Source organism: Candidatus Rokuibacteriota bacterium, assembly GCA_016188005.1.
GTDB lineage: Bacteria > Methylomirabilota > Methylomirabilia > Rokubacteriales > CSP1-6 > UBA12499.
Map to the genome: position 1 here is coordinate 307,738 of JACPIQ010000008.1, position 23,716 is coordinate 331,453.

Below are 23,716 nucleotides of genomic sequence, written 5' to 3' on the forward strand. Positions count from 1 at the left end.
CCCGCCGGGGCTTACTTACGAGTACCACAGGCTTCCACTGGGGCAAAGAAAAAAACCCCACGCCTGGGGGAGGGGGGCCGGAAGGCTACCAGATATGGGCCGTGGCCGGAGCGGCTACGTCCCCTTCAGGAGACAGCACTTCTTGTACTTCTTGCCCGAGCCGCACGGACAGGGGTCGTTCCGGCCCACCTTCTCTCCCGTTGCGGTGCGCGGCTCCGTCCGGGCGGCCGGGCGGGGAGCGGTCGCGATGTCGCCGCCCCGGTTCTCCAGCCAGTGCCGCGCCGGCGCCGCCGCGACCCGCACCGGCGCCGCCTCCTCGCGCATCATCCGCACCTTGAAGAGCTGCTCCAGGACCACTTCCTTCAGGTGGGCCACCATCTCCTGGAACATCTCGAAGGCTTCCTTCTTGTACTCGGTGAGCGGGTCCCGCTGGCCGTAGCCCCGGAGCCCGATGCCTTCCTTGAGGTGGTCCATGTTCAGCAGGTGGTCCTTCCAGAGCTGATCGATGCCGCGGAACTCCCCGTCCTCCCAGCGCAGGCCGAGCATGATCCAGCGCTCCAGGCGGTGGAACATCTCCGGCCCCAGCTGGCGCTCCCGCTCCCGGTAGGCCTGCTGCACCGCGGCAGAGACGCGCTCCATCAGCGTGTCGCGGGAGCCGTTCTCCTCGGGGGTCAGCTCGGCCGGCAGCCGGAAGTCGAACTGCCGGTGCAGCGCCTCCCCGAGCCCCGGCAGGTCCCAGTCGTCCGGATGCGCCTCCGCGGGGGCATACCGGTCCACGAGCCCCCCGGTCACCTCGTCGATCCACTCGAGGACCGTCTCCTCCTGGCTCTCGCCCTCGAGGATCTCCCAGCGCATCCCGTAGACGATCTCGCGCTGCTTGTTCATCACGTCGTCGTACTCGAGGAGATGCTTGCGGATCTCGAAATTGCGGGTCTCCACGCGTTTCTGGGCGGTGCCGATGGCCCGGGTGACGAGCTTGTGCTCGATGGGCTCGCCTTCCTCCATGCCGAGCCGGTCCATGATGCGCTGGATGCGCTCCGAGCCGAAGATGCGGAGGAGGTCGTCCTCCAGCGACAGGTAGAAGCGCGACGAGCCGGGATCGCCCTGGCGTCCGGCGCGCCCCCGCAGCTGGTTGTCGATCCGGCGCGACTCGTGCCGCTCGGTGCCGATGATGTGCAGGCCCCCCAGTGCGACGACCCGCTCGTGCTCGGGGTCCGTCGTCTTCTTGGCTTCCGCCCAGGCGGCCTGCCGGGCTTCGGGCGGAGCCAGGGCGGGGTCGAGCCCCTTCTTCCGCAAGACCTCCTTGGCGAGGAAGTCCGGGTTGCCTCCCAGCAGGATGTCGGTGCCGCGGCCGGCCATGTTGGTCGCGATGGTGACGGTCCCTTCGCGCCCGGCCTGCGCCACGATCTCGGCTTCCCGCTCATGATATTTCGCGTTGAGCACCTGATGCGGGATCCCCCGCTTCTTGAGCAGCCGGGAGAGGTGCTCCGAGGTCTCGATGGAGACCGTTCCCACGAGCACGGGCTGCCCCTTGGCATGACAGGCGGCGATCTCGGTGCTCACGGCCTCGAACTTCTCGCGCCCGGTCTTGTACACCATGTCGGCGTAATTGACCCGGGTCAGCGGGCGGTTGGTGGGCACCACCGTCACGTCCAGCTTGTAGATCTTGGCGAACTCCTCCGCCTCCGTGGCCGCCGTGCCCGTCATCCCCGCCAGCTTGTCGTACATGCGGAAGTAGTTCTGGAGGGTAATTGTGGCAAGCGTTTGATTTTCAGACTCGATCCTGACCCCTTCCTTCGCCTCGACGGCCTGGTGGAGGCCGTCCGACCACCTGCGCCCGGGCATGAGTCGCCCGGTGAACTCGTCCACGATCACCACCTGCCCGTCCTTGACCACGTAGTCGACGTCCTTCTTGAACAACGCATGCGCCTTCAGGGCCTGGTGGATGTGGTGGAGGAGTTCCATCTGGGAGGGGTCGTACAGGTTCTCCACGCCCAGCAGCCGCTCGCAGTGCGAGATGCCCTCCTCGGTGAGGGACACCGCCCGTGACTTCTCGTCCACGATGTAGTCGCCGGGGGCCTGGGCCTCGATCTCCGACAGCTTGCCTTCCACGATGGTGGCTGCGCGGCTGAGCTTCGGGATGATCCGGTCGATCTTGTAGTACTTCTCCGTGGACCCCTCGGCCGGACCGGAGATGATGAGCGGGGTCCGCGCCTCGTCGATCAGGATGGAGTCCACCTCGTCCACGATGGCGTAGTGGTGCTCCCGCTGCACCATGTCCTCGAGGCTGAAGCGCATGTTGTCCCGCAGGTAGTCGAAACCGAACTCGTTGTTCGTCCCGTAGGTGATGTCGGCCCGGTACGCCTCACGCCGGGAGCACGGCCGGAGCGACGCCAGCCGGAGGTCCGGAGAGGGATGGTCCGGATCGTACAGGTAGGACACCTCGTGCTGGATCACGCCCACCGAGAGGCCCAGGGCGCGGTAGATGGGCCCCATCCACTGAGCGTCGCGTCGCGCCAGGTAGTCGTTGACCGTCACCACGTGGGTGCCGAGACCCGGGAGTGCGTTGAGGTAGGCCGGCAGCGTTGCCACGAGCGTCTTGCCCTCGCCGGTGGCCATCTCGGCGATCTTCCCCTCGTGGAGCACGATGCCGCCCATGAGCTGGACGTCGAAGTGCCGCATGCGGACCGTACGGCTCGCGGCCTCGCGGCACACCGCGAAGGCCTCCACCAGGAGATCTTCCGGCGTCTCACCGTCTGCCAGGCGCTTGCGGAAACCGTCCGTCCGGGCGCGGAGCTCGACGTCGGCGAGCCGCTGCACCTCGGGCTCGAGGGCGGTGATGGCCTCCACGGTGGGCCGCATGCGGCGCGCGTCACGCTCGTGCTTGGTGCCGAAGATGGCGCGGACGAGGGAGCCGAACATGGTCGTTCGCTATCTTACACCATCGTGCCGGACGGGCCGAGGGTCACCCCTGGCGCCGGGCCTCCCGGACCAGCTCCCGGGCGTGTCGCCGCGTCGCCTCGGTGATGCGCTCCCCTCCGAGCATACGGGCCAGCTCCTCGACGCGCCCGGCGGCATCCGGCGCCGCGACCGTCGTGCGGGTCGTCCCCCGCAGGACCCGCTTCTCGACCACCAGGTGATGGTCGGCGTGGGCGGCGATGGTGGCCAGATGGCTCACGCAGAGCACCTGCCGTCCGGAGGCCGTGGCACGCAGCTTCTGCCCCACCACGTCGGCCACCCGTCCGCCGATCCCGGCGTCCACCTCGTCGAAGACCATGGTGGGCATCCGGTCCGCTGCCGCGAGAACGGTCTTGATGGCGAGCATGGTCCGGGACAGCTCGCCCCCCGAGACGACCTTGGCCAGCGGCTTCAGCTCCTCGCCGGGGTTTGCCGAAAGGAGGAACTCCACGGCATCGGCGCCGCGGGAGTCCACGCGCCAGCGCCCGGCCCCGCAGGCGAGCTCGCCCGGCTGAGCCGGCTCGTGCCCCACCACGGCCGCGAAGCGCGCATGCTCCATGCCGAGCCCCCGGAGTTCCTTCTGGATCAACCGTCCGAGCCGCGCCGCCGCCTCCGTCCGTGCGCCAGACAGGGCCAGGGCCTCGCTGGCGGCCTCCTGCCCCAGCGACTGCAGCCGGGCCTCGGCTTCGGCCACCAGGTCCTCGTGCCGCGCGAGCCGCTGGAGCCGACCCGCAACCTCCTCGCGGTAGGCCAGCACGGCCTCCACGGTCTCCCCGTACTTGCGCCTGAGCCGGGCCAGGGCATCCAGCCGCTCGTCGATCTCCTCCATCCGCGCCGGGTCGAAGTCAGTCCGATCGCGCAGCGCGCGGGCGCGCGCCACGGCATCGGCGAGGTAGGCCTCCGCCTCGCCCAGCGCCTCGGTGGGCGCCGCCAGCTCCGGGTCGAATGCCGACAGGTCGCGGAGAAGCGCGCCTGCGCGCCTCAGTCTGGCGGAGGCCGACTGGCCGTCCTCGTAGAGGAGCGCCAGCACCTCGTGGAGGCCGGCAGCGATCCGCTCGCCGTGCTGGAGCCGGCGTCGCTCGCTCCGCAGCTCGTCCTCCTCGCCCTCACGGGGCCGGCCGGCGTCGATCTCGGAGAGCTGGAAGCGGTCGGTCTCCTCCTGGCGCGCCTGCTCCCGCCCCTCCTGGGCGAGCTTCGCCAGTTCACGCCGGGCCCGCTCCCAGCGTCCGGCCAGATCCTCGACGCGCTCGCGGCGCGCCTCGCAGTCGGCGAAGCGGTCCAGCAGCAGCAGCTGGCGGGCCGGCTCCATCAGTCTTTGGTGCTCGTGCTGGCCGTGCAGCTCCACCAGCACCTCCCCGAGCCGCTCCAGGAGTCCCACTGTCGCTGGAGCGTCGTTGACGAAGACCCGGTGCCGGCCCGAGCGCGCCAGCTCCCGCTTGATCACGAGCTGTCCGTCCTGGAGGCCGTGCCCCGCTCCCTCGAGGATTGCCGCCACGGGACTGTCTGGCGCCAGCTCGAAGCTGGCCTCGATGAGGGCCGCGTCGGCCGTGGTCCGGATGAGGTCGGGCTGGGCGCGCGCGCCGACGACGAGCAGGAGGGCATCGATGACGATGGACTTGCCGGCGCCTGTCTCTCCCGTGAGGACGGTGAAGCCGGAGCCGAAGGGCACCGTCACGTCTTCGATGACGGCCAGGTTGCGGATCCGCAGCTCGCTCAGCATGGCGCCCCGCCCAGGCTACGGCAGGCCGGACCCGGCCGGCAACACGTATCCCCCAGCGGACGGGGGAGGCGCCGCTAGCGCTCGCCCCACTTGAGCTTCGCCCGGAGCACGGAGAAGAAGTGCTTCTGCGGGAAGCGGAGCAGCCGGGTACGCGCGGCCGCCTGCCGGACCTCGACGGCATCGCCGCGCTTGAGGGCGAAGCCAACCTGGCCGTCCAGGGTGAGCATCACATCCTGGTCGGACAGAAGCCTCACCTCGACGGCGAGGCTCGCCGGCAGCACGATGGGCCGGTTGCTGAGCGTGTGGGAGCAGATGGGCGTGAGGACCACGGCGTCCATCGTGGGGAAAACGATGGGGCCGCCCGCCGACAGGCAGTACGCCGTCGAGCCCGTGGGCGTGGACACGATGAGGCCATCCGCCCGGTAGCCCGTGGCGAACTGCCCCTCCACCGAGACCTCGAGGTTGATGATGCGGCTCATGGCCGACTTCGTGATCACCACGTCGTTGAGCGCCACGTACTCCGACAGCCTCTCCCCCTGCCGGGAGACGCGGGCCGCCAGCATCATCCGCTCCTCGATGACCAGCTCGTCGCGCGTGAGCGCCTCCAGGGCGGGGAAGAGCTCTTCCACCGTGAGCGCGGTGAGAAAGCCGAGGCCCCCCAGGTTCACCCCGAGGATCGGCACCTTGAGGTCGCCCACGAGCCGCGCCACCGAGAGGAGCGTTCCGTCGCCGCCGAGGACCACGAGGAGATCCGCCTGCGTCGGGAGCTCGGGCTTCGGCACGGCATGAGCGCCGGCCTCCGGGCACAGGCCGGCGGTCTCCTTCTCGAGCACCGGGGTGAATCCGTGCTCGGCGCACCACTGGAGGAGCCGGGGGACCACGACGGCGGCTTCCTGGCGGTCGACCTTGGCGACGACTCCGATGCGCTTCACTCGGGCGTCTCGGTCACCACCCGCTCGATGCGGGCCATGAGGTCGGCAGCGGAGCGCCCGGTGCGCGCCAGGTGAAGGAAGAATTCGCGATTGCCCTTGGGCCCTCGGAGCGGTGACGCGGTGGCGCCGCGGACGTGCCAGCCGTGCAGGATCGCGAACCGCGCCACCCGTTCCAGCACTGCCCGGTGCTGGGCGGCATCCCGGACCACGCCACCCTTCTCCACGAGCCCCTTGCCGACCTCGAACTGCGGCTTGACCAGGGCGACGACCTCGCCGGCCGGGGTGAGCGAGGCGAACACGGCCGGCAGCACCTTCTCCAGCGAGATGAAGGACACGTCAACTGTCGCCAGCTCCACGGGCTCGGGAAAGGCGTCCGGCCGGAGCGTCCGGGCATTGACCCGCTCCATCAGGACCACCCGGCCGTCCCCGCGCAGCGCAGCGTCGAGCTGGCCGTGCCCCACGTCCACCGCGTACACGCGGGCCGCGCCGCGCGCCAGGACGCAGTGGGTGAACCCGCCGGTGGAGGCTCCCACGTCGAGACAGACGCGTCCCTCCGCCGCGATCCGGAACACGTCCAGGGCATGGGCGAGCTTGTCGCCGCCGCGGCTCACGAAGCTGGGCTTGGCGGCCACCTCCACGGTGGCCCCCACTGCCACGACCGTCCCGGCCTTGTCCACCCGCCGGCCGTCCACGCTCACCGCACCGGCGAGGATCATCCGGAGCGCCTTTTCCCGGCTCGGGGCCAGTCCTCGCTGGACGAGCGCGGTGTCCAGACGCTCCCTGGTGCCGCGACCCGCTCCGCGATCCGGGGTCCCGGCGGCCCCCGCCCCCCTCTCTCGCTTCACGCGGTCCCCTTTCTCCATCCGTCGATCCGCCCCCGGTACTCCTCGGCCAGCGCGCGGGCGCGCGCGCCGTCGGCCGACTCGGCGATCACATGGAAGCAGGCGCGGTCCGCGTCCGGGATGGCCGCGACCCACTCCTCGCCGCGCCTGAGCCGCACGCCCTCGATGAGCTCCACATCCCCGCCCTTGGTGGCCTCTATGAGCCGCCGCATCACCGCGCCCTTGCGCTCGTCCGGGCAGGGCACCTCGACGCGCACGACGTGGCTGGCGGGGACCGCGCGCGTGAGCTGGTGCAGGCGCACGTCGAGCCGCGCCATCATCTCCAGGATCTTCGCGACGGCGGCCATCCCGTCGAAGCACGGCTGGAAGCGAGGGAAGATGAAGCCGCCCATCTCCTCGCCCACCAGAGACACGTCGCTGGCGAGCGCTGCCTCGGTGAGGGCCCGCAGCGTTCCCCGAGACCGCGTGACCGTGAAGCCGTGCTCCTCGGCGAGCCGATGCACCGCGCGCGACGCCGTCACAGGCACCACGATGCGCCCCGCCGGGTGCGTCCGCATCACGAGGAGCGCCACCAGGGCCAGCGCCAGGTCCCCGGGCAGGACCTCGCCCTTCTCATCCACCAGGAAGACCTTCTCCCCGCCCGTGTCCAGCAGGACCCCGAGATCGGCGCCGAGGGTGCGCACGATGTTCGACAGCTGGTCCAGCGAGCGCTGGAACTCCTCCGCCGTCTTCGAGATGCGGCTCTCGTCCAGGTACGCGTTGAGGGAGATGACGTCCACGCCCAGCGCGCCGAGGACCCCGGGGAAGATGGAGGAGGCGGAGCCGAAGGAGTAGTCGAGCACCATCCGGAGGCCGGCCCGGCGGATCAGCTCGGCGTCCACCGACTTCAGGAGCCCGTCCCGGTAGCGGTCAGTGCCCGCGTGCGGGAAGCTCAGGAGTCCGGTCTCCTCGGTCGGGGCCCGGTAGAAGTCCTCGGTGAAGAAGAGCCGCTCCACCGCCTTCTCCCGATCAGGCGCGCACTCGAGGCCCCGGCCATCGAAGAACTTCACGTCGATCAGCTCGGGCTCGTACGGCGACTTCCGGACGTGAGTCCCGCCCGCCAGCCCCAGGGCCTGGATCTGGTAGCGAACCACGGGCACCGGCGCCACGCCGAGATCCTGCACGTCCACGCCCACCGAGAGGAGACCCGCCATCAGCGCCCGATTGATCATCCGCGAGGCCTTGTGATGGTCGCGACTCGTGATCACCACGCGCCGCCTGCCCAGCGTCGAGCCGTAGGCGGCGCCGAGCTTCGCCGCGAACTCCGGGGAGATCTCGATGTTCGCCAGCCCGGAGACGCCGTAGGGCCCGAAAATCGATCGGCTCCAGCGCTCGCCCCACACGAGGCTGGTGGCCAGCGTGGCGCCGTCCTCCACCTCCTTGTAGGGCCAGACCTTGGCGTTGGCCTTGACGACGCTGGACTCGCCGATCTTGCAGAAATCCCCGATCACCACGCCTTCTGCGAGGAAGGCGTTCGGCCGGATGACCACCCGACGCCCCACGACAGCCTCCTTGATGGTCACCCCCGGCCCCACCTGCACCTCGGCCCAGAGCACGCTGCCCTCGATGTCGGCACCCGTCTGGATCGTGGAGCCGGGACCGATCACGCAGTTGGCGAGCCGCGCGCCCGGGGCCACCTGCACGCCCCGCCCCAGGATCACCGAGCCGGAGAGCCTGGCGGTGTAGTCCACGCGCGCGCCCTCGTCCAGCCACACCGTGTGACCGGCGCCCTCGTGACGCGTCCCGGGGATCTCCACGCCCACCGCTCCCTGCAAGAGGTCGATGTGGGCCTTCCGGTACTCCCCCAGGTCGCCCACGTCGCGCCAGTACCCCTGCGCCACGTGCCCGTAGAGCGGCCGCCCGGCGGCCAGGAGCGCCGGTAAGAGCTCCTTGCCGAAGTCGTACGGGCGCCCCGCCGGCACGGCACCGAGCGCGGCCGGCTCGAGCACGTAGATGCCCGTGTTGATCGTGTCGCTGAACACCTCGCCCCAGGTCGGCTTCTCGAGAAAGCGAACCACGGCCCCGGCCTCGTCGGTGATGACGATCCCGTAGGCGAGCGGAAAGTCCACGCGGGCCAACACCATCGTGGCCTCTGCCGCGCGCTCCCGGTGGAAGGCCACGGCCGCGGAGAGGTCGAAGTCGGTGAGCACATCGCCCGAGATGACCAGGACGGGCTCGCCAAGCTCTCCGGCGGCGAAGCGCACCGCGCCCGCGGTCCCCAGATCCGCCGTGGGCGTCACGTAGCTCATGCGCACGCCCCACGGGGCGCCGTCTCCGAAGTGGGCGATGATGGTCTCGGGCAGGAAGTACAGCAGCACGATCAGCTCGGTGAAGCCGTGTCGCCGGAGCAGCCGCACGGTGTGCTCCATGATCGGCAGGTTCCCGATGGGCACCAGCGGCTTGGGCAGGTGGGTCGTGAGCGGGCGCAGCCGCGTGCCGAACCCCCCCGCCATGATGACAGCCTTCATTCGCGGTTCCTCACTCACACTCCTCGCGGGCCCCGAGCGCGCTGCGTTTCAGTATAGCGGAAAGGCTGCTGGGCGAGAACACTACCGCCAGCGGGCAGCGCGGCGCGGGCGCATGAGGAGGAGCAGTCCCATGCCCGCGAGGAAACCTCCGATGTGAGCGAACCAGGCGACGCCCCCGCCCCCGCCCTGGCCCCGGGCCGCGGCGATGCCCACCGTGAGGAAGCCGTTCAGGAACTGCACCACGATCCAGAACCCCAAGACGATCAGGGCCGGGATCCTGACGAGCCGGATGAAGAACCCGAACATGATGAGGGTGAGCACGTTGGCGTGGGGGAAGAGGAGCAGATAGGCCCCGAGCACTCCGGACACCGCCCCGCTGGCCCCGATCATGGGCACCGTGGAGGCCGGCGCCGTCACGGTCTGGGCCAGCGCCGCCGCCACACCGCTGAGCGCGTAGAAGACCAGGAAGCGACCGTGCCCGAGCGTGTCCTCGACGTTGTTGCCGAAGATCCACAGGTAGAGCATGTTGCCGCCCACGTGAAAGAGACCGCCGTGGAGGAACATGGAGGTGAAGATCGTCAGGACAGGCGAGGGCAGCCCCAGGGCCTCGCGGCAATGGCCGGTCAGCCGGCAGGGGATCAGCCCGAACTCAAGCACGAACTCCTGCGCGGCGCGGCCGCTGCCCCCGGGCCCCTCGCCGCCCAGGGAGAACTGGTACATGAAGGCCAGGACATTCATGGCGATCAGCCCCACCGTCACCACCGGGATGGAGCGGGTCGGGATGTCGTCCTTGAGTGGAAGCATGCGCTCTCTGCCTCCGGGCGCCGCGCGTTACTGCCCCGGCGGCCGCAGGCTCACGACGGTGGGCGCGGCGAGATAGACCCGGGCGACCCGCTGCAGGTCGTCGGCGGTCACGGCCTCCACGGCCCGCGCGTAGCGCTCGGCGAAATCGTGGCCGACCCCGGCCGCCTCGAAGAAGGCCTGGTACCAGGCCAGGCGGGCGTTCGTGCGCCGATCCAGCGCGAACTGGCCAAGCAGGTAGGCCTTCGCCCGGGAGACCTCGGCGGCGCTCAGACGCTCCTGGCCGAGCCGCGCGATCTCCATCCTCATCCCCTCCTCGGCCTTCTCGGCATTCCCCGGGGCGGTCCCGAGGTACGCCACGAGCATACCCCGCCCCGCCCGCGACGGGTAGAAGGCGCCAGTGGAGTAGGCGAGCCCCTGCCTGTCGCGCAGCTCGGTGAAGAGCCGGCCGGCCATGCCGCCGCCGAGGGCGGTCGAGAGAACCTTCACGGCCGCGTAGTCCCCGTGGTCCATGGGGGGAGCGAGGACGCCGGCAAGCACCTGCGCCTGGGCCGCCGCGTGACGCACGATCGCCCGCTCGGCCCTCACGGACGCCACGGGGCTCGGGGCGGCGGCCTCGCCCTCGCCAGGAGGCATCGCGGCGAAGAGGCGGGCGATCTCAGCGGCGACCTCTGGCGCCGACAGCTGGCCGCTCACCGAAACCACGGTGCGCCCGGCACGGTAGTACCGGCGGTGGTGCTCCAGCAACGCCTCGCGGTCGAGCCGCGCCACCACCTCGGGGCGGCCGAGGCTTGGCAAGGCGTAGGGATGGCTCCCGTACAGGCGCTCCCTCAGCACTTCCAGCGCCCGCTGGAACGGCTGGTCGGCCCGGGTCCGTATCGTGCTGAGGACCAGCCGGCGCTCGCCCTCGATCTCTGTGGTGGCCAGCGCCGGCTGCAGCGCGACGTCGGCCACCAGGTCCAGCAGCGCACGCCAGTGTCGAGCCAGCGCGCTGCCCCCGATCTCGGAGAAGTCCATATCGGCAGAGGCGCTCACACTGCCGCCCATCCCCTCGGCGGCCTCCGCGATCTCGAGCGCGCTTCGCCGTTGTGTCCCCTTCACCATCACCTGCTGCAGCAGGTTGGTGATGCCCGCGTTGCTCTCGCGCTCCCACCCCGACCCCACGCGAACTAGCAGCGACACGGCCACGACGGGCGCCGCCGGGTTCTCCCGCACGATCAGGGTGAGCCCGTTTGGCAGCCGATCGCGCAGCATCGCCCCCGGCGCGCCGACCGCGGGCGGGGCGGCAAGAAGGACCGCCGCGACGACAGCCCCGGCGAGGTTCCCGCCACTCATCGCGCCTCCTCCTGTGGCATCAGCGCGAGCCGGGCGTAGCTCCGCCCGAGATACCGCCGGGCAGCCGCCTGGATCGCCTCCCGCGTGACGCTGCGCAGCCGCTCGAGGTACCCCAGCTCGCCGTGGAGGGTCCAGAGCGTCTCCGCGAGCCCATAGGCATGAGCCCGCCCCTCGGCGGTCTCGGTCGAGAAGGCATGCTGGGCCTCCGCGGCGGTGAGGGCGCGCTGGCGCTCCGCTTCGGTGACGCCCTCCTCCTGGAGGCGCTTCACCTCCGCGAGGATGGCCGCCTCGCCCTGCTCGACGGTGCCCGCCTCGAGCTGGGCCGTGACGGTCAGCAGCCCCGCGCCCGCAAGCGCGGAGTACGCGGCCCGGACCGAGGACGCGATCCGGGCGCGCTCGCGAAGCGACTGGTTGAGCCTGGAGGTCTTCGATCCGCCCAGGATCTGGGCCAAGAGGTCCACGGCGAACATGTCGGGATCTCCCAGCGCTGGCCCAGCCCATCCCAGCGCCAGTGATGCCTGGCGCTCCGGCCGGGGGAGCACCTCGCGCAGGGCGCCGTCCAGCGGAGGTGGAGGCGTGACCGGCCGCCGCCGGTATCCTTGGGAGGCACTCCGCCCGAAGGAGCGCTCCACCGCCCGCCGGATCTCGTCCGGCGCCACAGCCCCGATGACCACGAGCGTCATGTTCTCGGGCACGTAGTGCCGCTTGTAGTAGCCCCGGAGGCTGTCCGTGGTGGCCGCCCGCATGGCCGCTGGGTCCCCGAGCACCGGGAAGCCGTACGGATGCCCGCGGAAGGCGAGAGCGTAGAGCCGGCGCACGAGGACGCTCCGGGCATTGTCCTCCCCCAGCCGGACCTCCTCGAAGATCACTTGGCGCTCGCGCTCGACTTCCCGGGGGTCGAAGCGCGAGTGGAAGGCCATGTCCGCCAGGACCTCGATTCCCCCGGCGGCCCGGGTGGCCGGCAGGAGGATGTAATAGAACGTGTAGTCCCACGAGGTCCCGGCATTGATCCGGCCTCCGACACTCTCCACCTCGCGGTCCACGAAGCCAGGCGCCCGGCTTTCCGTCCCCTTGAACAGCATGTGCTCGACGAAGTGAGAGAAGCCGCGCTCTCCAGCAGCTTCGTCGCGCCCCCCTACTCCCACCCAGAGGTGCAGGGCCACCACGTCGCTCGTGCGATGCTCCTGGATGAGGAGGCGCATGCCGTTGGGGAGAACCTCGCGCGACGGCGCGGGGAGCCCGTCGCGGGTGGGGACTCCGGGGATGGTGGATGCACAGCCGCCGAGGGCGGCCACCGCCAGCGCCAGCGCCGCCTGGAACACGGGCTTGCGGCGGTGAGCCATGGCGCTGGAGCGTACCAGAGTTCCCTCGCCCCCTCAAGATGAGCTCCTGGCCTGAGGTGCCCACTGGGTCGCGCGCCTTCCAGCCGAACGAGCCGAGGCAGATTGCCGCCAACCCTTTCAGCAGGCCTCCGGGCAGAACGCCTCTGATGATCCCCACTAAGATGGGCGGATGAGCAACAAGTCGTTGCCGGATAAGCCAAAGCTCATTGCCTCCCGCCCTGGCATCTCCCCTGCAGACTCCACCTAAGCGACCAGGAGGCACAGGGGGGGAGGGCGCACCCGGCTGAAGTGGTCTGAGGAGGGTCCGCGGGCCCATGGGGGCCCCGCGGAGACGGCAGCAGCGTGACAGCGCAGTAAACCCAGAGCGAAAGGACGGGGACCAAGATGAAGAAGCTGCTCGCGACGGTGACGAGCTTCGTGTTCGTTGTCTCACTGGCTGCCACGGTGAGCGCGGCCGAGCCGAGCTGCCCGCCTGAGGTGGGTACGGCCAAGACCATGCTACAGAAGAAGCAACAGCTCGCCAAGAGCCAGGATGTCCAGGCGCCGCGTTCGCTGGCCGGCGCCAGGACTCAGGAAGTTCAGGCCCCGCGCACCCAGGACGTGCAGGCGCCGCGCTCGCAGAAGGCGCCCGTTCAGGCGCCGCGCACCCAGGATGTCCAGGCCCCGCGCACCCAGGATGTCCAGGCCCCGCGTTCGCTCGCCGGTGCCAGGACTCAGGATGTCCAGGCCCCGCGCACCCAGGATGTACAGGCCCCGCGCACGCAGGACGTGCAGGCGCCGCGCACTCAGGACGTCCAGGCCCCGCGCACCCAGGATGTCCAGGCCCCGCGCGCCCAGAAGGCGCCGGTGCAGGCTCCGCGCACGCAGGATGTCCAGGCCCCGCGGACTCAGGATGTCCAGGCCCCCCGGACCCAGGATGTCCAGGCGCCCCGCGGTCAGGACGCGAGTGCGCCACGCGCCAACATCAGCAAGGCCGCCACTTTCGTGAAGGAAGCTGAGGCGGCGTGCAAGGCCGGAAACGCCAGCCTGGCGATGCAGAAGGCCAAGGCTGCCATCGAGATCCTGAAGTAAGATCCGCTTGCGGCTCGCCCGCGGGCCCTGGGGAGATCCCCTGGGGCCCGCGTTTTTTTTCGCCGTGGTGCACAGTGTACAATCCGCGCCATGAAGCAGGCCGCTCTCGCCACGTCTCTTGTTGTTTGGCTGCTCGCTCACGCCGGCGGGCCGGGCCCCGGCGCGGAGTCGGTGGCTTCGGTGCAGGAGGCGATCCTCAGGGCCAAGCCGGCCACCGTCCTCGTCATCGCCGAGGTCGCCTCGGAGGTCACGCTCGACTGCGGATCGGGTAGCACGCGGGTGAGCCCGCCACCGTTCCGCGAGACGGGTACGGGCTGGTTCGCCGACGCGAGCGGCTGGATCGTTACCAACGCCCATGTCGTCCAGGCTGCACACGCGCCACCTCGCTGGCTCGTGGCCCAGCAAGCGCAGTCAGCGGTGGTCGGGGCATGCGTTGCCGAGGCCCTCGCCCGGCGTGGAATCGAGCCGGGCCAGCGGCCGGAGGTCGAGGAGCAGGTGAAACGCGGGGCGCTGGCTCGGGTTCTCCCACGCGCCAAGATCGAGTTAGCACCGGCGGTTTCGGTGCTTCTCTCCAACGGCATCCGGCTGGCTGCCAAGGTGGCCAAGTACAGCCCGCCGGTGTCCGTCGAGGGCGGGCCTGGGGTGATGTCCGGCAGGGACCTTGCCCTGCTCCAGGTCGAGGCCTCCGACATGCCTGTCTTCCGCCTGGCGCAGTCGCGAAACGTGAAGATCGGCGACCCCATCCGGATCCTCGGCTTCCCCGGCGTCGTGCTGAGTCACGAGCTCCTCAACGCCTCGGCCAAGGTGGAGGCCTCCGTCACCAACGGCGCCGTGTCCGGCTTCAAGCAGGACGTGCAGAACCAGGCGGTCATCCAAACCGATGCCCCTGCGGCCTGGGGTAACTCGGGCGGACCCGTGGTCGGCGACCGGGGCGAGGTGGTGGGCGTCCTCACCTTCGTCTCCCTGGCACCAGGACCGGAGGGCAGCATTGTCCAGGGTTTCAACTTCGTCATCCCCTCGGATGCCGTCAGAGAGTTCCTCGGCGGGACGCCGGTGAGCCTGGATGGCAGGAGTGCCTTCAACGAGGCGTGGTTCACCGGGCTCAGGAGGCTCTTCAGCGGCGATGCGAAGGGGGCGGCGCTGGCCTTTCGCGAGGCGAACCGTCTCCTCCCCGACCTTCCCGACGTCAAGCGCGCGCTGGCCGAGGCGGAGGACAAGATCAAGAACCCACCGCCCCGGCCCTTTCCCTGGGCTGCCGCCACCGGCGCGGTCACCGCGCTGAGCCTCGGCGTCTTCGGCGGCCTGATGGGCCTGCGCTGGAGGCGCAACCGTTTCCGCGTACCGCCTTCCCAGCTGGTGCGTCTCCTGGAGGCGGGCTCCGCCCCCCTCGTCCTGGATGTCCGTGCCCAGTCCGCCTATGACGCGAGCCCCTTCCGCATCCCGGGTTCGATTCGCCTCTCCCCGGACGAGCTCAGGAGCGGTGTGGGCTCGCTACGCGTGGTCCCCGACCGCCCGGTCCTCGCCTACTGCACGTGACCCGACGAGCGGACGAGCGCCCGGGTGGCGCTGCAGCTGAGGCGGCTCGGATACCGGGACGTGAAGATCCTCAAGGGCGGGCTCGGCAGCTGGGCCAACGCCGGGCTTCCGCTGGAGTCAAAGCCCACCGGGGGCAGATGACTCCCGCGGACGGGCGTGAGCCCCGCGGGGCGCGTCCGGCTGCCCGGCTACACCAGGCGCGCGCGGATGCGGGAGGACCCGAAGTCCACGAGCATCACGAGCGCCACCAGCACCAGCAGGACAGCGGAGGCGGCCGGGTAGTTGAGCATCCGGAGATACGTCTGGATGTAGAAGCCGATCCCTCCGGCGCCCACGAAGCCGAGAATCGCTGCCGCGCGGATATTGGTCTCGAAGCGATAGAGGGTGAAGGACAGGAACTGCGGGACGAGCTGCGGCAGGACGCCCCACCGCAGCACCTGGAGCGCGGTCGCCCCCGTCGCCGCCACTGCCTCGACAGGTCCCGGGTCGATGGCCTCGATCGCTTCGGAGTAGAGCTTGGCGAGCACCGTGGCGGTATAGGCGACGACCGCCAGGACCCCGGGAAAGGGCCCGAGCCCTACCGCCGCCACGAAGAACAGCGCGTAGACGAGTGTGTCCACGGCGCGGAAGACGTTGAGCACGGAGCGCGCGCCATAGAAGAGCCACGGGGGCGCCACGTTCCGGGCTGCCGCGAAGCCCAGCGGCAGCGCCAGGAGCGCCGACACGCCCGTTCCCACCACGGCGATCTGCAGCGTCTGGATGGCCCCCGTGAGGGCGTTGCCCATCACGGAAAAGTCCGGAGGCACCATCCGGCCGAGGAAGTCGCGCATGAACGGGACGCCTTCCACCACGCGGTACAAGGACAGCTCCGTCGCCGAGGCCGACCATAGAAACAGGCCGACGATGGCGGCCCACCCGGCCCAGCGCCCCCCGCGCGTCAGGGCCCGACCCCGGAGAAGATCAGCGCGGCGGCAGCGGCGGTGAGCCGTTCCGGCGGGCCGTCGTACACCACGCGGCCGTCGCGCAGCCCGATCACCCTGCGTCCGTAGGTCCGCGCCAGCTCCAGGACGTGGAGGGAGGTCACCACCGTGATGCCGTCTTCGCGGTTGATGGACTCCAGGAGCTCCATCACCGTGCTCGCGAGCGCAGGATCAAGGCTCGCCATGGGCTCGTCGGCCAGCAGCACACGCGGCTCCTGAAGAAGGGCGCGGGCGATGGCCACGCGCTGCTGCTGACCGCCCGAGAGCGTGTCCACGCGGCGCTCCCACAGCCCACCGAGGCCCACTCGCGCCAGGGTGCCCCGCGCCTTGGCGATGTCGGCCGCGGGAAACCACCCGGCGAGCGAGCGGGCGTGAGGCACATGGGTCAGGCGCCCGATCAGCGCGTTCTCCAGCACGCTGAGCCGCTTGAGGAGGTGGAACTGCTGGAAGACGAACCCGATGCGCGCCCGGATGCGCCGAAGGCTCTCCCCCGTGGCTCCCGTCACGCGCTGCCCATCCACCTCCACGCTTCCCGCCGTGGGCTCCACCAGTCCGTTCACGCAGCGCAGGAGGCTCGACTTCCCCGCGCCGCTCGGGCCGATGAGCGCCACGAACTCGCCCGCGGCGATCTCGAGGTCCACCCGGTCGAGCGCCAGCGTGCCTCCGGGGTATTCCTTCCTGAGCCCGCGGACCCGGATCACCCCCGCCGTCCCGCGGTGAAGTGGAAGTGCACGTGATAGACGAACTGGCCCCCTTCCGGCCCGCAGTGGCAGGCGAGCCTGTAGCCTCGTTCGGCGTATCCGGTGCGCTCCCCGAGAACCTTCGCCACCTGGACGCAGCGGCCCATGAGATCCGTGTCCCCGGGGGCGAGGCGCGCGATGGAGTCGATGTGGCGCCTCGGGATGATCAGCAGGTGGATGGGCGCCTTCGGGTACAGATCCTTGAACGCGATGATGTCGTCGTCCTCGTACTCGATGTCAGCGGGGCTCTCACCCGCGACGATGCGGCAGAAGACGCAGTCCCTCGTCACCGCTGCTCCTCCCCTGGTGTATAATGCGGCGTCCCCGCAGGGCCGGGCTGCGAGATCCCCATTGCCAAGGAGACCAGTATGGGCACCTGCCCCAAGTGCAAGCTGCGCATCCGGAAGAACGGCAACCACGTGAAGCTCGGCAGCGTCTGGATGCACAAGATCTGTCCCGCCAGGTCCGCCGCCGGCTCGAAGCGCCCGTAGCCCCCTCGACGCGCGTCGAGCGCCGCGGTTTCCCGCGGCGCTCGCACGTTAGCACAGCCCCCGGGCGTCCGGAAGGCTCAGCCGCCCCGGGGGCCCTCCTCCATGGCGGCTTCGTCGGCTGCCACGGGACAGCTGAAGTTCTCCTCCTGCAGCGGGTCGTGCCCGCGGCGCGTCTCGACCCGCAGCGGAGAGGCTCCCACCCGTGACACCTCCGCCCCCACCCACGCGGCGAGTAGGTCGCCAGCCGCCGCGTAGTACGGCAGGGCCGTCGCTTCCCTGAGGGCATCGGCCAGGGCCTGCGCCCAGCGGCCGAGGTGATCGGAGAGGAACCTCGCCTGGCCCTGCCGCGTCACCTCGACCCCCTCCCCGTCCCCCTCGGCCAGCAGGTAGGCCTCCTTGAGCGCCAGCACGCTCATGAACTCCAGCTCCGCTGCGATGTGGTCCTCGCAGTCGGGTCGGCCTCTGGCCTGCTCCAGCCCGAACGCGGCGTAGAACCCGGCCACGTCCGCGAGCTGGGCGGCCTTGCCGGCCAGCTGGGGCACGTCACCGTAGGCCCCCTCGTAGGGCGGACAGCGGACCTGGCGATCGAAGAGGAGAACGTGCTCCAGGGCGAGCTCGGCCGCATCGGACTCCCGCAAGGCCTTCGCCAGCGCCAAGAGCGCCCCGCCGAGCGGCGGGACGCCCAGCGGCCCCGCGGCCGCCGCCACGGCCAGGCGGCTGAGCTCTTCGAGTGACGCCGCAGCCGGATATGCGAAGGCGCCGCCCAGGAGGCGGTACACCCCGGCGCGCGCCAGCGCCAGGCCGACTTCTTCGGGGGTCATCGCGGCGCCTCCGCACCCGTCTGGCCCGTCAGTGCCTGGCCGGCTCATCGGGCGATGACCAGGGGGACCCAGGGCGCCCACGCCTTGCGGGAACCCACCTCGCGGTTGCCTCCCTCCCAGACCGCAAAGCCGGCCACCGTGCGGTCGCCGGGCACGAGCCGCGGCGCGTTCACGTCGTCCGAGCCCATCGGGCGCGTGATCACGACACGCCACACGCCCTCTCTCCACACTCCTCGGCCGAGGGCGTGCTGGTCGGGCTTCACCGTCATGGACCCCCACCCCCCGGCCATCTGATCCAGGACCGGCGTGGCCACGCCGCGCGAGATCGGGTTCTCGAGCCCGAGCGCGCCCGTGTACGGTCGCGCGTCGGCGGCGCCCAGGACCTCGTCCGGGTAGAAGTCGGCCCACGCATTGGGATAGAGGTCCTGCACCGTGGGCGGCCCCACGTCGAGGTCGCGCTGGAAGGCCGCCCGCCACTGCATGATGTTCACCCGGCCCCCGGCATTGCCCATCATGGGCGAGGGCACGGCGCCCCTGGGGTCCAGCGGCAGCTGCACCGCCACCTGATCGCCGAAGTTGTCGAGCACGATCCTGTTCGACAGCGTCGGGTCCCTCCACTCGAGGAGGAACGCGATCCAGCCACCGTTGTGCGCGGCGCGGACGCTGAGCTCCTTGATGGCGGCATCCGGCTTCTGCGGTGCCGTGGCGGTCTGCGGCAGCATCGCGACCTTCACGGGGCGCGCCTGCCTCCACCCCGGAGCGGCCAGGTCCGCGATGGGGCCGGCGCCAGGCACCCGTACCGCGGTCAGCGGGGCCTGGGCCTCGGCGCTCCCGCCCCAGAGCACGAGCGCGGAGAGGACGGCAGCGGACAAGCGAGCGGCCATGGGGCTGTCTCCCTTACGTGATGTTCGTCCGGAACGCCCGGTACTTGGGGTCGTAGAGCTCGCGAATCACCACGGGTTCCGTGAGCGGCACCCGCGCGATCTCGGACTCCTTGGCGTCGTAGCCGATCACGGAGTCCCCGTCCACCCGGAAGTAGTGGGCGATCTCCGGCGTGGCGCCTAAGAGCGTCAGGGCGCCGAGCAGCTTCCGGTCCATGGCGACCTGCCGGTACATGTCGGTGGCCCGCTCGGCACCCCAGCCGAACATCTGGCGCAGGTAGACGGCCGGCACGTGGATCGGCGGGATGTAGTACGTGTTCGGCTCGAGCCCGAACTGCGGGTAGAGGGGCTGGGCGATCTTCTTGACGTGGACCAGGTAGTCGAGGGGATTGTCCTCGTCCACCTTGTCGGGGGCGTTGAGGAAGCCCTGGATCCGGATCTTCCCGATGCAGGTGATGGTGCACTGGGTCTGCCGTCCCCCCTCGACGGCCGGATAGCAGCCGATGCACTTCTCGCTGACCCGCGTCTGGGCGTTGAAGTAGACCTTCTTGTACGGGCAACCGCGCACGCACTCGCGGTAGCCCCGGCACCGGCTCTGGTCCAGCAGCACGATGCCGTCCTCGGGGCGCTTGTAGATGGACTGCCGCGGGCAGGCCGAGAGACAGGCCGGGTAGGTGCAGTGGTTGCAGATCCGCGGGAGGTAGAACATCCACTGCAGGTGGGGCAGCGTGAGGTGCGCCCCCTGCGGCATGAGCCCGGTGGAGTCGTCCTCGCCGATGTTCGGGTGGGCGTAGTCGATGTCCTCGGGCAGGTAGCCGAGGATGATCTCGCCCGTCGGCGCGGCGTCGAAGAGCGTCTTGCCCCGGTAGACGGGGCCGTCCATCTCCTGGACACCCAGCCTATCGAGGATGGTCACATCCCAGCCCAGCGGGTAGTAGCCGTAGGGCTTGGTCTCGACGTTGTTCCAGTACATGTATTCCTGACCGCGGCCCGTCGTCCAGGTCGTCTTGCACGCGACGGTGCAGGTCTGGCACGCGATGCACTTGTTCGTGTCGAAGATCATGGCGAACTGCTTCTCGGGGCGCCGCCCCTCGTAGGGGTAGTCCATCTCGCGCCCGAGCTGCCAGTTGTGGACCTTGGCCATCGCGGGCCTCCTGGTCAGGCTTTGCGGAGGATGAAGGCGCCGCCGAGGTACTGCTTCATCGCCGCGCTCTCGTTGGTGGGCCGCAGCCCCAGTGTCACCGGTCGCCAGAGCCCCCTGCCGCCGATGCCCCCGTCCTCGGCCTTGAGCACGCGGCACATGGCCTCGCGCGGGGCGCCCGTCACGCAGTGCACGTCGGCCGGGAAGCCGCGGGTCACCTCGTGACTGAAGTTCCGTCGCGTCACCAAGCCCTGGGTCTGGTGGGTGGGCTTGAGCCACGACCGCGTCAGGCTCTGGTGGGAGCCGTAACGGAAGAAGGACTGGTAGTTGGTCTCGGTGTTCTTGGGGGTGCCGGGGTAGTAGCGGGCGCGGCAGAGGAGCCGGGCCACGTGGTACTCGGCCTCACGGCCCTTGTCGTTCCAGCCCTTGAAGGGGTTGTCGTCCGGGTCGCCGTCCACGTAGACGTAGTCCCCGTCGTTGACGCCCATGGCGCGGGCGTCCTCCGGGCTCATGTCCAGGTAGGCTTCGCCCACGTGCGGCGCCCGGCGGTCGCGGCGGTACATGTCACCGAAGGGGCCGAAGAAGTTCGACATGATGTCGGTATCGATGGGCGTCGTGTGGGAGCCGTGGCGGTACTTCGGCGTGTGAAAGACGCTCCGGTAGCCTGCAGCCAGCCGCGGGTGCTGGGTCGCCAGGAGCTCTTCCGGCGTGAGCACCACGTTGCGCCCCTGGCGCGCCGACCAGTCGCGCTTGGCGCGGTCGAAGCCGTACTGCTCGGGCGTCATGGGCCGGATCGCCGGGTGCGGCCGCGCCACGAGCGCATTCGGATCGTAGAAGGTCGAGTCCACAGGCTCGCGGTAGACGACCATGTTCTCCCCGGCCTCGATGAACTCCGGCTCGGGGCGGTAGAACTCCAGCCGCCCGGTCTTCGTGTACCAAGGCTTCGACTCGTGCACCTGCTCCCAGGAGAAGCTGCGCGGGTAGGTACGGGTGTTCATGAGCGCGGGAATCCCGTCGGCGGCCAGCGCCTCGAGGTCCCGGATGCGGTACCCCTTGGTGGGAGCGCTGGCATCCAGCACGCGCTGGAGATACACCTCCAGACGGTTGTCGGTGACGAACTTCCAGTAGTCCGAGAACCGGCGGTCGCCCGTCAGCCGGGCCAGCGCGGCGGCCACCCCCGCGTAGGTGTCCAGGTCGCTCACGGTGCCGAAGTTCCGGCGCAGCGGCGTGCGCGGGAAGACCTGCAGGAACGGGTTGGTGTTGGAGGCCGTCATGTCCGGGTACTTGAACTCCATCCAGGAATCCACGCCGTAGACGATGTCGGCGTACTCGCAGGAGCCCGACCACCACCACTCGTTGACGACCACGCACTCCTGGCGCGGCAGCGTGTTGAAGACCACGTTGTAGTGGTACTTGGTGTTCGCGATCTGCGAGTTGGAGTTGCTCAGCCAGATGCTCTTGGTGGGCGCCGGCACGTGCCCCCCGGTGGTGAACTGCTTCGTCCCTTCCCGGTGGATCACCTCGCCCGCTGCGTAGTAGTGAAGCGACTCGTAGCGCGTGTAGCCCTTGACGCGCACCGGGCCGTCGGCCGCGAGCTGGGCGTTGAACGGATCCTCCGACACGTAGAGCGGCAGGCCGGAGAAGAGGGATGTCCGGTAGTTGCCCGCGTAGGAGCCGACGTTGCCCCCCGGCCGGCCGATGTTGCCCGTGAGTGCGGCCACCAGGAAGATGCCGCGGTCCTTGAGGTCGTTGTTGAAGAACTGGTTGGGGCCCATGCCCACGGGGAAGAGGGTCTTGCCGGGATTGGCCGCGATCTGGCGCGCCAGCGACACGATGGCCGGGACTGGGGCCCAGGTGATCTTCGACACGGCCTCGGGCGTCATGGTCTCGGTGAGGTACTGCCGGGTCAGGTCGAAGGTCGTCCTCGCCTGCACGCGGCTGCCGTCGGCCAGCGTCACCTCGAACGCCCCTTCGAGCGCCGGGTCGATCCCGGTCCGCGCGAAGTGCTCCCCCACGTGGTCGCGGCTCACCGCCACGGGCTTGCCGGCGCGCGCATCCCACATGACGAAGTCCGCGAACTCCCCCCGCATGGCCTCGGGCAGCTGCATCCCGTTCTGGAGCGGCGTCGGCTCGACGCGCTGGCCCGGCTTGAGGATCGCCACCCAGTTGGCGAGCTCGGACTCTCTGTGGCCGGGAAAGACGTCCTTCGCCAGGAGCGGCTGGAGGTTGTCCATCCGGATCAGCCGGGGCAGGTCGGTGAAGCGCTTCACGAACTCCGCGTCGTAGCGCTTCTCGCTCACGATCACGGAGGCGAGCCCCAGGGCGAAGGCCGGGTCGGTGCCCGGGCGGATGACGATCACCTCGTCGCCCTTGTTGGCGGTGGCGCTGTACTCCACGGTGAGGACGACGACCTTGGTGCCCTTCAGTCGCGCCTCGGTGAGCCAGTGGCTGTCGGGCATCTTCGTGGTGATCCAGTTCATGCCCCAGACGATGATGAGGTTGGCGTGCTCGGCGGCGAAGAGCTCCCAGTCCGAGGTCTGGTCGCCGGTGACCATGGGGTGCCCGGGCGGAAGGTCGGTGTGCCAGGAGTAGGAGTCCCAGGCGGTGGCGCCCACGGCCCTGTCGGGGCCCACCCCGCGGACGTGGGAGTCCAGGAGCGCCATCATGTTGCCGACGCGATAGGTGCCGATGATGCGGGTGACACCGAGCTTCCCCATCCCGCCCCGGAACTTCATCAGGCGGACCCCCGCCCCGCCCGCCACGTCCACCATCGCGGGGTCATAGCCCTGGGCCAAGAGGTACCGCTTGCCCTGCTCGGCGTTGTACGTGCGCGCGATGTTGTCGAGCGCCCTGGTGTGCAGCGCATAGGCCTCGGCGTAGGGCAGGCGCACGAAGCTGTCCCAGCCGCGCTTCATCAGCTCGGCCGGGGCCCGCCCCGTCCCGGGATCGCGCGGGAAGCCGCGCTCCACCCACTCCTTGAACCCCTTGCGCACGAAGGCGCCCTTGACCCGCCGGTCGCCGTAAAGCCGCCGGCCGAGGACGAGCCCCTTCTGGCAGCAGCGCGGGTCCCAGCGTGCGGAGGCGCGGTTGCCGGAGAGGTCGGTCGCCTTGCCGTAGCCATAGGTCGGCTCGATCCGCACCAGCACGTTGTTCTTGACGAAGCCCTTGAGGAGACAGTTATGGGTGTCGTTGGGCGCGCACAGGAAGGTGAAGGTGCGGTCGTGGCGGAAGATGTCGCGGTAGATCCGCTCCCAGTCTCGGTTGGGATAGGCGGCCAGCGGATTCTCCACCCGGACCGGGTCGAGGAATCGGTACTGGGCCAGCAGCTGGTCCGGAGTCGCCACGCTGCCAAGCCCCGCCATGGCCGCCATCTGGAGAAAGCGCCGTCGCTCCATCGCACCCTCCTCGTCCAGGGGTCTGCAGCTCTCACGGCCCCTGCAGGGTTCATGCCCCCGGCCGCCAGGGGCTGCACCTATCCTTTTCAGGCACTTGGCGTCGCTTCGCGGCAACCCCTGCAGGGCTCCTGTGGCACCTCGGTCCCACTGGGGCGGCGCCACCGGGCTCTCAGCGACATCGTGGGGTGAGGGCGGCGGGATGCGGTATGACGCCCGTCATAT

17 protein-coding genes are annotated in these 23,716 nt (G+C 70.2%); 2 read left to right on the forward strand and 15 right to left on the reverse strand.

Annotation, left to right across the window (positions count from 1 at the left end; all coding sequences use genetic code 11):
• Positions 1-114 precede the first annotated feature (114 nt).
• The 8 genes from secA to HYV93_03120 all read right to left on the reverse strand — a co-directional run bounded on the left by secA (position 115) and on the right by HYV93_03120 (position 12,438).
• Entirely contained in the window at positions 115-2,922 is a 2,808-nt protein-coding gene (secA, locus tag HYV93_03085) for a preprotein translocase subunit SecA (protein ID MBI2524945.1), read from the reverse strand.
• A 43-nt stretch (positions 2,923-2,965) separates the two neighbouring features.
• Complete coding sequence (recN, locus tag HYV93_03090; protein MBI2524946.1) at positions 2,966-4,678, reverse strand: DNA repair protein RecN; 1,713 nt, start codon at positions 4,676-4,678, stop codon at positions 2,966-2,968.
• A 74-nt stretch (positions 4,679-4,752) separates the two neighbouring features.
• Positions 4,753-5,610 carry an NAD(+)/NADH kinase gene (locus HYV93_03095; protein ID MBI2524947.1) on the reverse strand — a complete coding sequence of 286 codons (858 nt, stop codon included), beginning with the start codon at positions 5,608-5,610 and terminating at the stop codon, positions 4,753-4,755.
• The gene (locus tag HYV93_03100) at positions 5,607-6,473 is read right to left on the reverse strand and encodes a TlyA family RNA methyltransferase (protein ID MBI2524948.1); all 867 of its coding nucleotides are present in this window, start codon (positions 6,471-6,473) and stop codon (positions 5,607-5,609) included. Before HYV93_03100 ends, HYV93_03095 begins: the two co-directional genes overlap by 4 nt.
• Positions 6,452-8,959, reverse strand: a complete 2,508-nt coding sequence (locus HYV93_03105) for a mannose-1-phosphate guanyltransferase (protein ID MBI2524949.1) — start codon at positions 8,957-8,959, stop codon at positions 6,452-6,454. The genes HYV93_03100 and HYV93_03105 overlap by 22 nt, the downstream gene beginning before the upstream one ends.
• A gap of 81 nt (positions 8,960-9,040) precedes the next feature.
• The gene (locus HYV93_03110) at positions 9,041-9,763 is read right to left on the reverse strand and encodes a rhomboid family intramembrane serine protease (GenBank protein MBI2524950.1); all 723 of its coding nucleotides are present in this window, start codon (positions 9,761-9,763) and stop codon (positions 9,041-9,043) included.
• 27 nt (positions 9,764-9,790) lie between these two features.
• Entirely contained in the window at positions 9,791-11,095 is a 1,305-nt protein-coding gene (locus HYV93_03115) for an insulinase family protein (GenBank protein MBI2524951.1), read from the reverse strand.
• Positions 11,092-12,438 carry an insulinase family protein gene (locus tag HYV93_03120; GenBank protein MBI2524952.1) on the reverse strand — a complete coding sequence of 449 codons (1,347 nt, stop codon included), beginning with the start codon at positions 12,436-12,438 and terminating at the stop codon, positions 11,092-11,094. The genes HYV93_03115 and HYV93_03120 overlap by 4 nt, the downstream gene beginning before the upstream one ends.
• 384 nt (positions 12,439-12,822) lie before the next feature.
• On the opposite strand from HYV93_03120, the gene HYV93_03125 reads away from it, so the two are divergent.
• Both HYV93_03125 and HYV93_03130 read left to right on the forward strand, forming a co-directional pair.
• Positions 12,823-13,509: a hypothetical protein gene (locus HYV93_03125; protein ID MBI2524953.1), complete on the forward strand. Its 687-nt coding sequence runs from the start codon at positions 12,823-12,825 to the stop codon at positions 13,507-13,509.
• Positions 13,510-13,599: 90 nt separating this feature from the next.
• Complete coding sequence (locus HYV93_03130; GenBank protein ID MBI2524954.1) at positions 13,600-15,045, forward strand: trypsin-like peptidase domain-containing protein; 1,446 nt, start codon at positions 13,600-13,602, stop codon at positions 15,043-15,045.
• 188 nt (positions 15,046-15,233) lie between these two features.
• On the opposite strand, the gene phnE is transcribed toward HYV93_03130, so the two are convergent.
• The 7 genes from phnE to HYV93_03165 all read right to left on the reverse strand — a co-directional run bounded on the left by phnE (position 15,234) and on the right by HYV93_03165 (position 23,494).
• A complete protein-coding gene (gene phnE, locus HYV93_03135; protein MBI2524955.1) occupies positions 15,234-15,986 on the reverse strand; it encodes a phosphonate ABC transporter, permease protein PhnE in 753 nt (250 codons plus the stop codon).
• On the reverse strand, positions 15,983-16,726 hold the full coding sequence (gene phnC / locus HYV93_03140; GenBank protein ID MBI2524956.1) for a phosphonate ABC transporter ATP-binding protein: 744 nt from the start codon (positions 16,724-16,726) through the stop codon (positions 15,983-15,985). Before phnC ends, phnE begins: the two co-directional genes overlap by 4 nt.
• Positions 16,723-17,055 (reverse strand): histidine triad nucleotide-binding protein, encoded by a 333-nt coding sequence (locus HYV93_03145; GenBank protein ID MBI2524957.1) that lies wholly within the window; start codon positions 17,053-17,055, stop codon positions 16,723-16,725. Before HYV93_03145 ends, phnC begins: the two co-directional genes overlap by 4 nt.
• 278 nt (positions 17,056-17,333) lie before the next feature.
• The gene (locus tag HYV93_03150; protein ID MBI2524958.1) at positions 17,334-18,077 is read right to left on the reverse strand and encodes a molecular chaperone TorD family protein; all 744 of its coding nucleotides are present in this window, start codon (positions 18,075-18,077) and stop codon (positions 17,334-17,336) included.
• Between the two features lie 44 nt (positions 18,078-18,121).
• Entirely contained in the window at positions 18,122-18,961 is an 840-nt protein-coding gene (locus HYV93_03155; protein MBI2524959.1) for a hypothetical protein, read from the reverse strand.
• Positions 18,962-18,974: 13 nt separating this feature from the next.
• Positions 18,975-20,102 (reverse strand): dehydrogenase, encoded by a 1,128-nt coding sequence (locus tag HYV93_03160; GenBank protein MBI2524960.1) that lies wholly within the window; start codon positions 20,100-20,102, stop codon positions 18,975-18,977.
• 14 nt (positions 20,103-20,116) lie between these two features.
• On the reverse strand, positions 20,117-23,494 hold the full coding sequence (locus HYV93_03165; GenBank protein ID MBI2524961.1) for a molybdopterin-dependent oxidoreductase: 3,378 nt from the start codon (positions 23,492-23,494) through the stop codon (positions 20,117-20,119).
• Positions 23,495-23,716: the final 222 nt, after the last annotated feature.

What these genes read in the sequence shown, in the direction of transcription:
- secA (MBI2524945.1), bottom strand. Translation starts at nt 2,922, where the DNA reads ATGTTCGGCTCCCTCGTCCGCGCCATCTTCGGCACCAAGCACGAGCGT.
- recN (MBI2524946.1), bottom strand. Translation starts at nt 4,678, where the DNA reads ATGCTGAGCGAGCTGCGGATCCGCAACCTGGCCGTCATCGAAGACGTG.
- HYV93_03100 (MBI2524948.1), bottom strand. Translation starts at nt 6,473, where the DNA reads ATGGAGAAAGGGGACCGCGTGAAGCGAGAGAGGGGGGCGGGGGCCGCC.
- HYV93_03105 (MBI2524949.1), bottom strand. Translation starts at nt 8,959, where the DNA reads ATGAAGGCTGTCATCATGGCGGGGGGGTTCGGCACGCGGCTGCGCCCG.
- HYV93_03110 (MBI2524950.1), bottom strand. Translation starts at nt 9,763, where the DNA reads ATGCTTCCACTCAAGGACGACATCCCGACCCGCTCCATCCCGGTGGTG.
- HYV93_03115 (MBI2524951.1), bottom strand. Translation starts at nt 11,095, where the DNA reads ATGAGTGGCGGGAACCTCGCCGGGGCTGTCGTCGCGGCGGTCCTTCTT.
- HYV93_03120 (MBI2524952.1), bottom strand. Translation starts at nt 12,438, where the DNA reads ATGGCTCACCGCCGCAAGCCCGTGTTCCAGGCGGCGCTGGCGCTGGCG.
- HYV93_03125 (MBI2524953.1), top strand. Translation starts at nt 12,823, where the DNA reads ATGAAGAAGCTGCTCGCGACGGTGACGAGCTTCGTGTTCGTTGTCTCA.
- HYV93_03130 (MBI2524954.1), top strand. Translation starts at nt 13,600, where the DNA reads ATGAAGCAGGCCGCTCTCGCCACGTCTCTTGTTGTTTGGCTGCTCGCT.
- HYV93_03150 (MBI2524958.1), bottom strand. Translation starts at nt 18,077, where the DNA reads ATGACCCCCGAAGAAGTCGGCCTGGCGCTGGCGCGCGCCGGGGTGTAC.
- HYV93_03155 (MBI2524959.1), bottom strand. Translation starts at nt 18,961, where the DNA reads ATGGCCGCTCGCTTGTCCGCTGCCGTCCTCTCCGCGCTCGTGCTCTGG.
- HYV93_03160 (MBI2524960.1), bottom strand. Translation starts at nt 20,102, where the DNA reads ATGGCCAAGGTCCACAACTGGCAGCTCGGGCGCGAGATGGACTACCCC.
- HYV93_03165 (MBI2524961.1), bottom strand. Translation starts at nt 23,494, where the DNA reads ATGGAGCGACGGCGCTTTCTCCAGATGGCGGCCATGGCGGGGCTTGGC.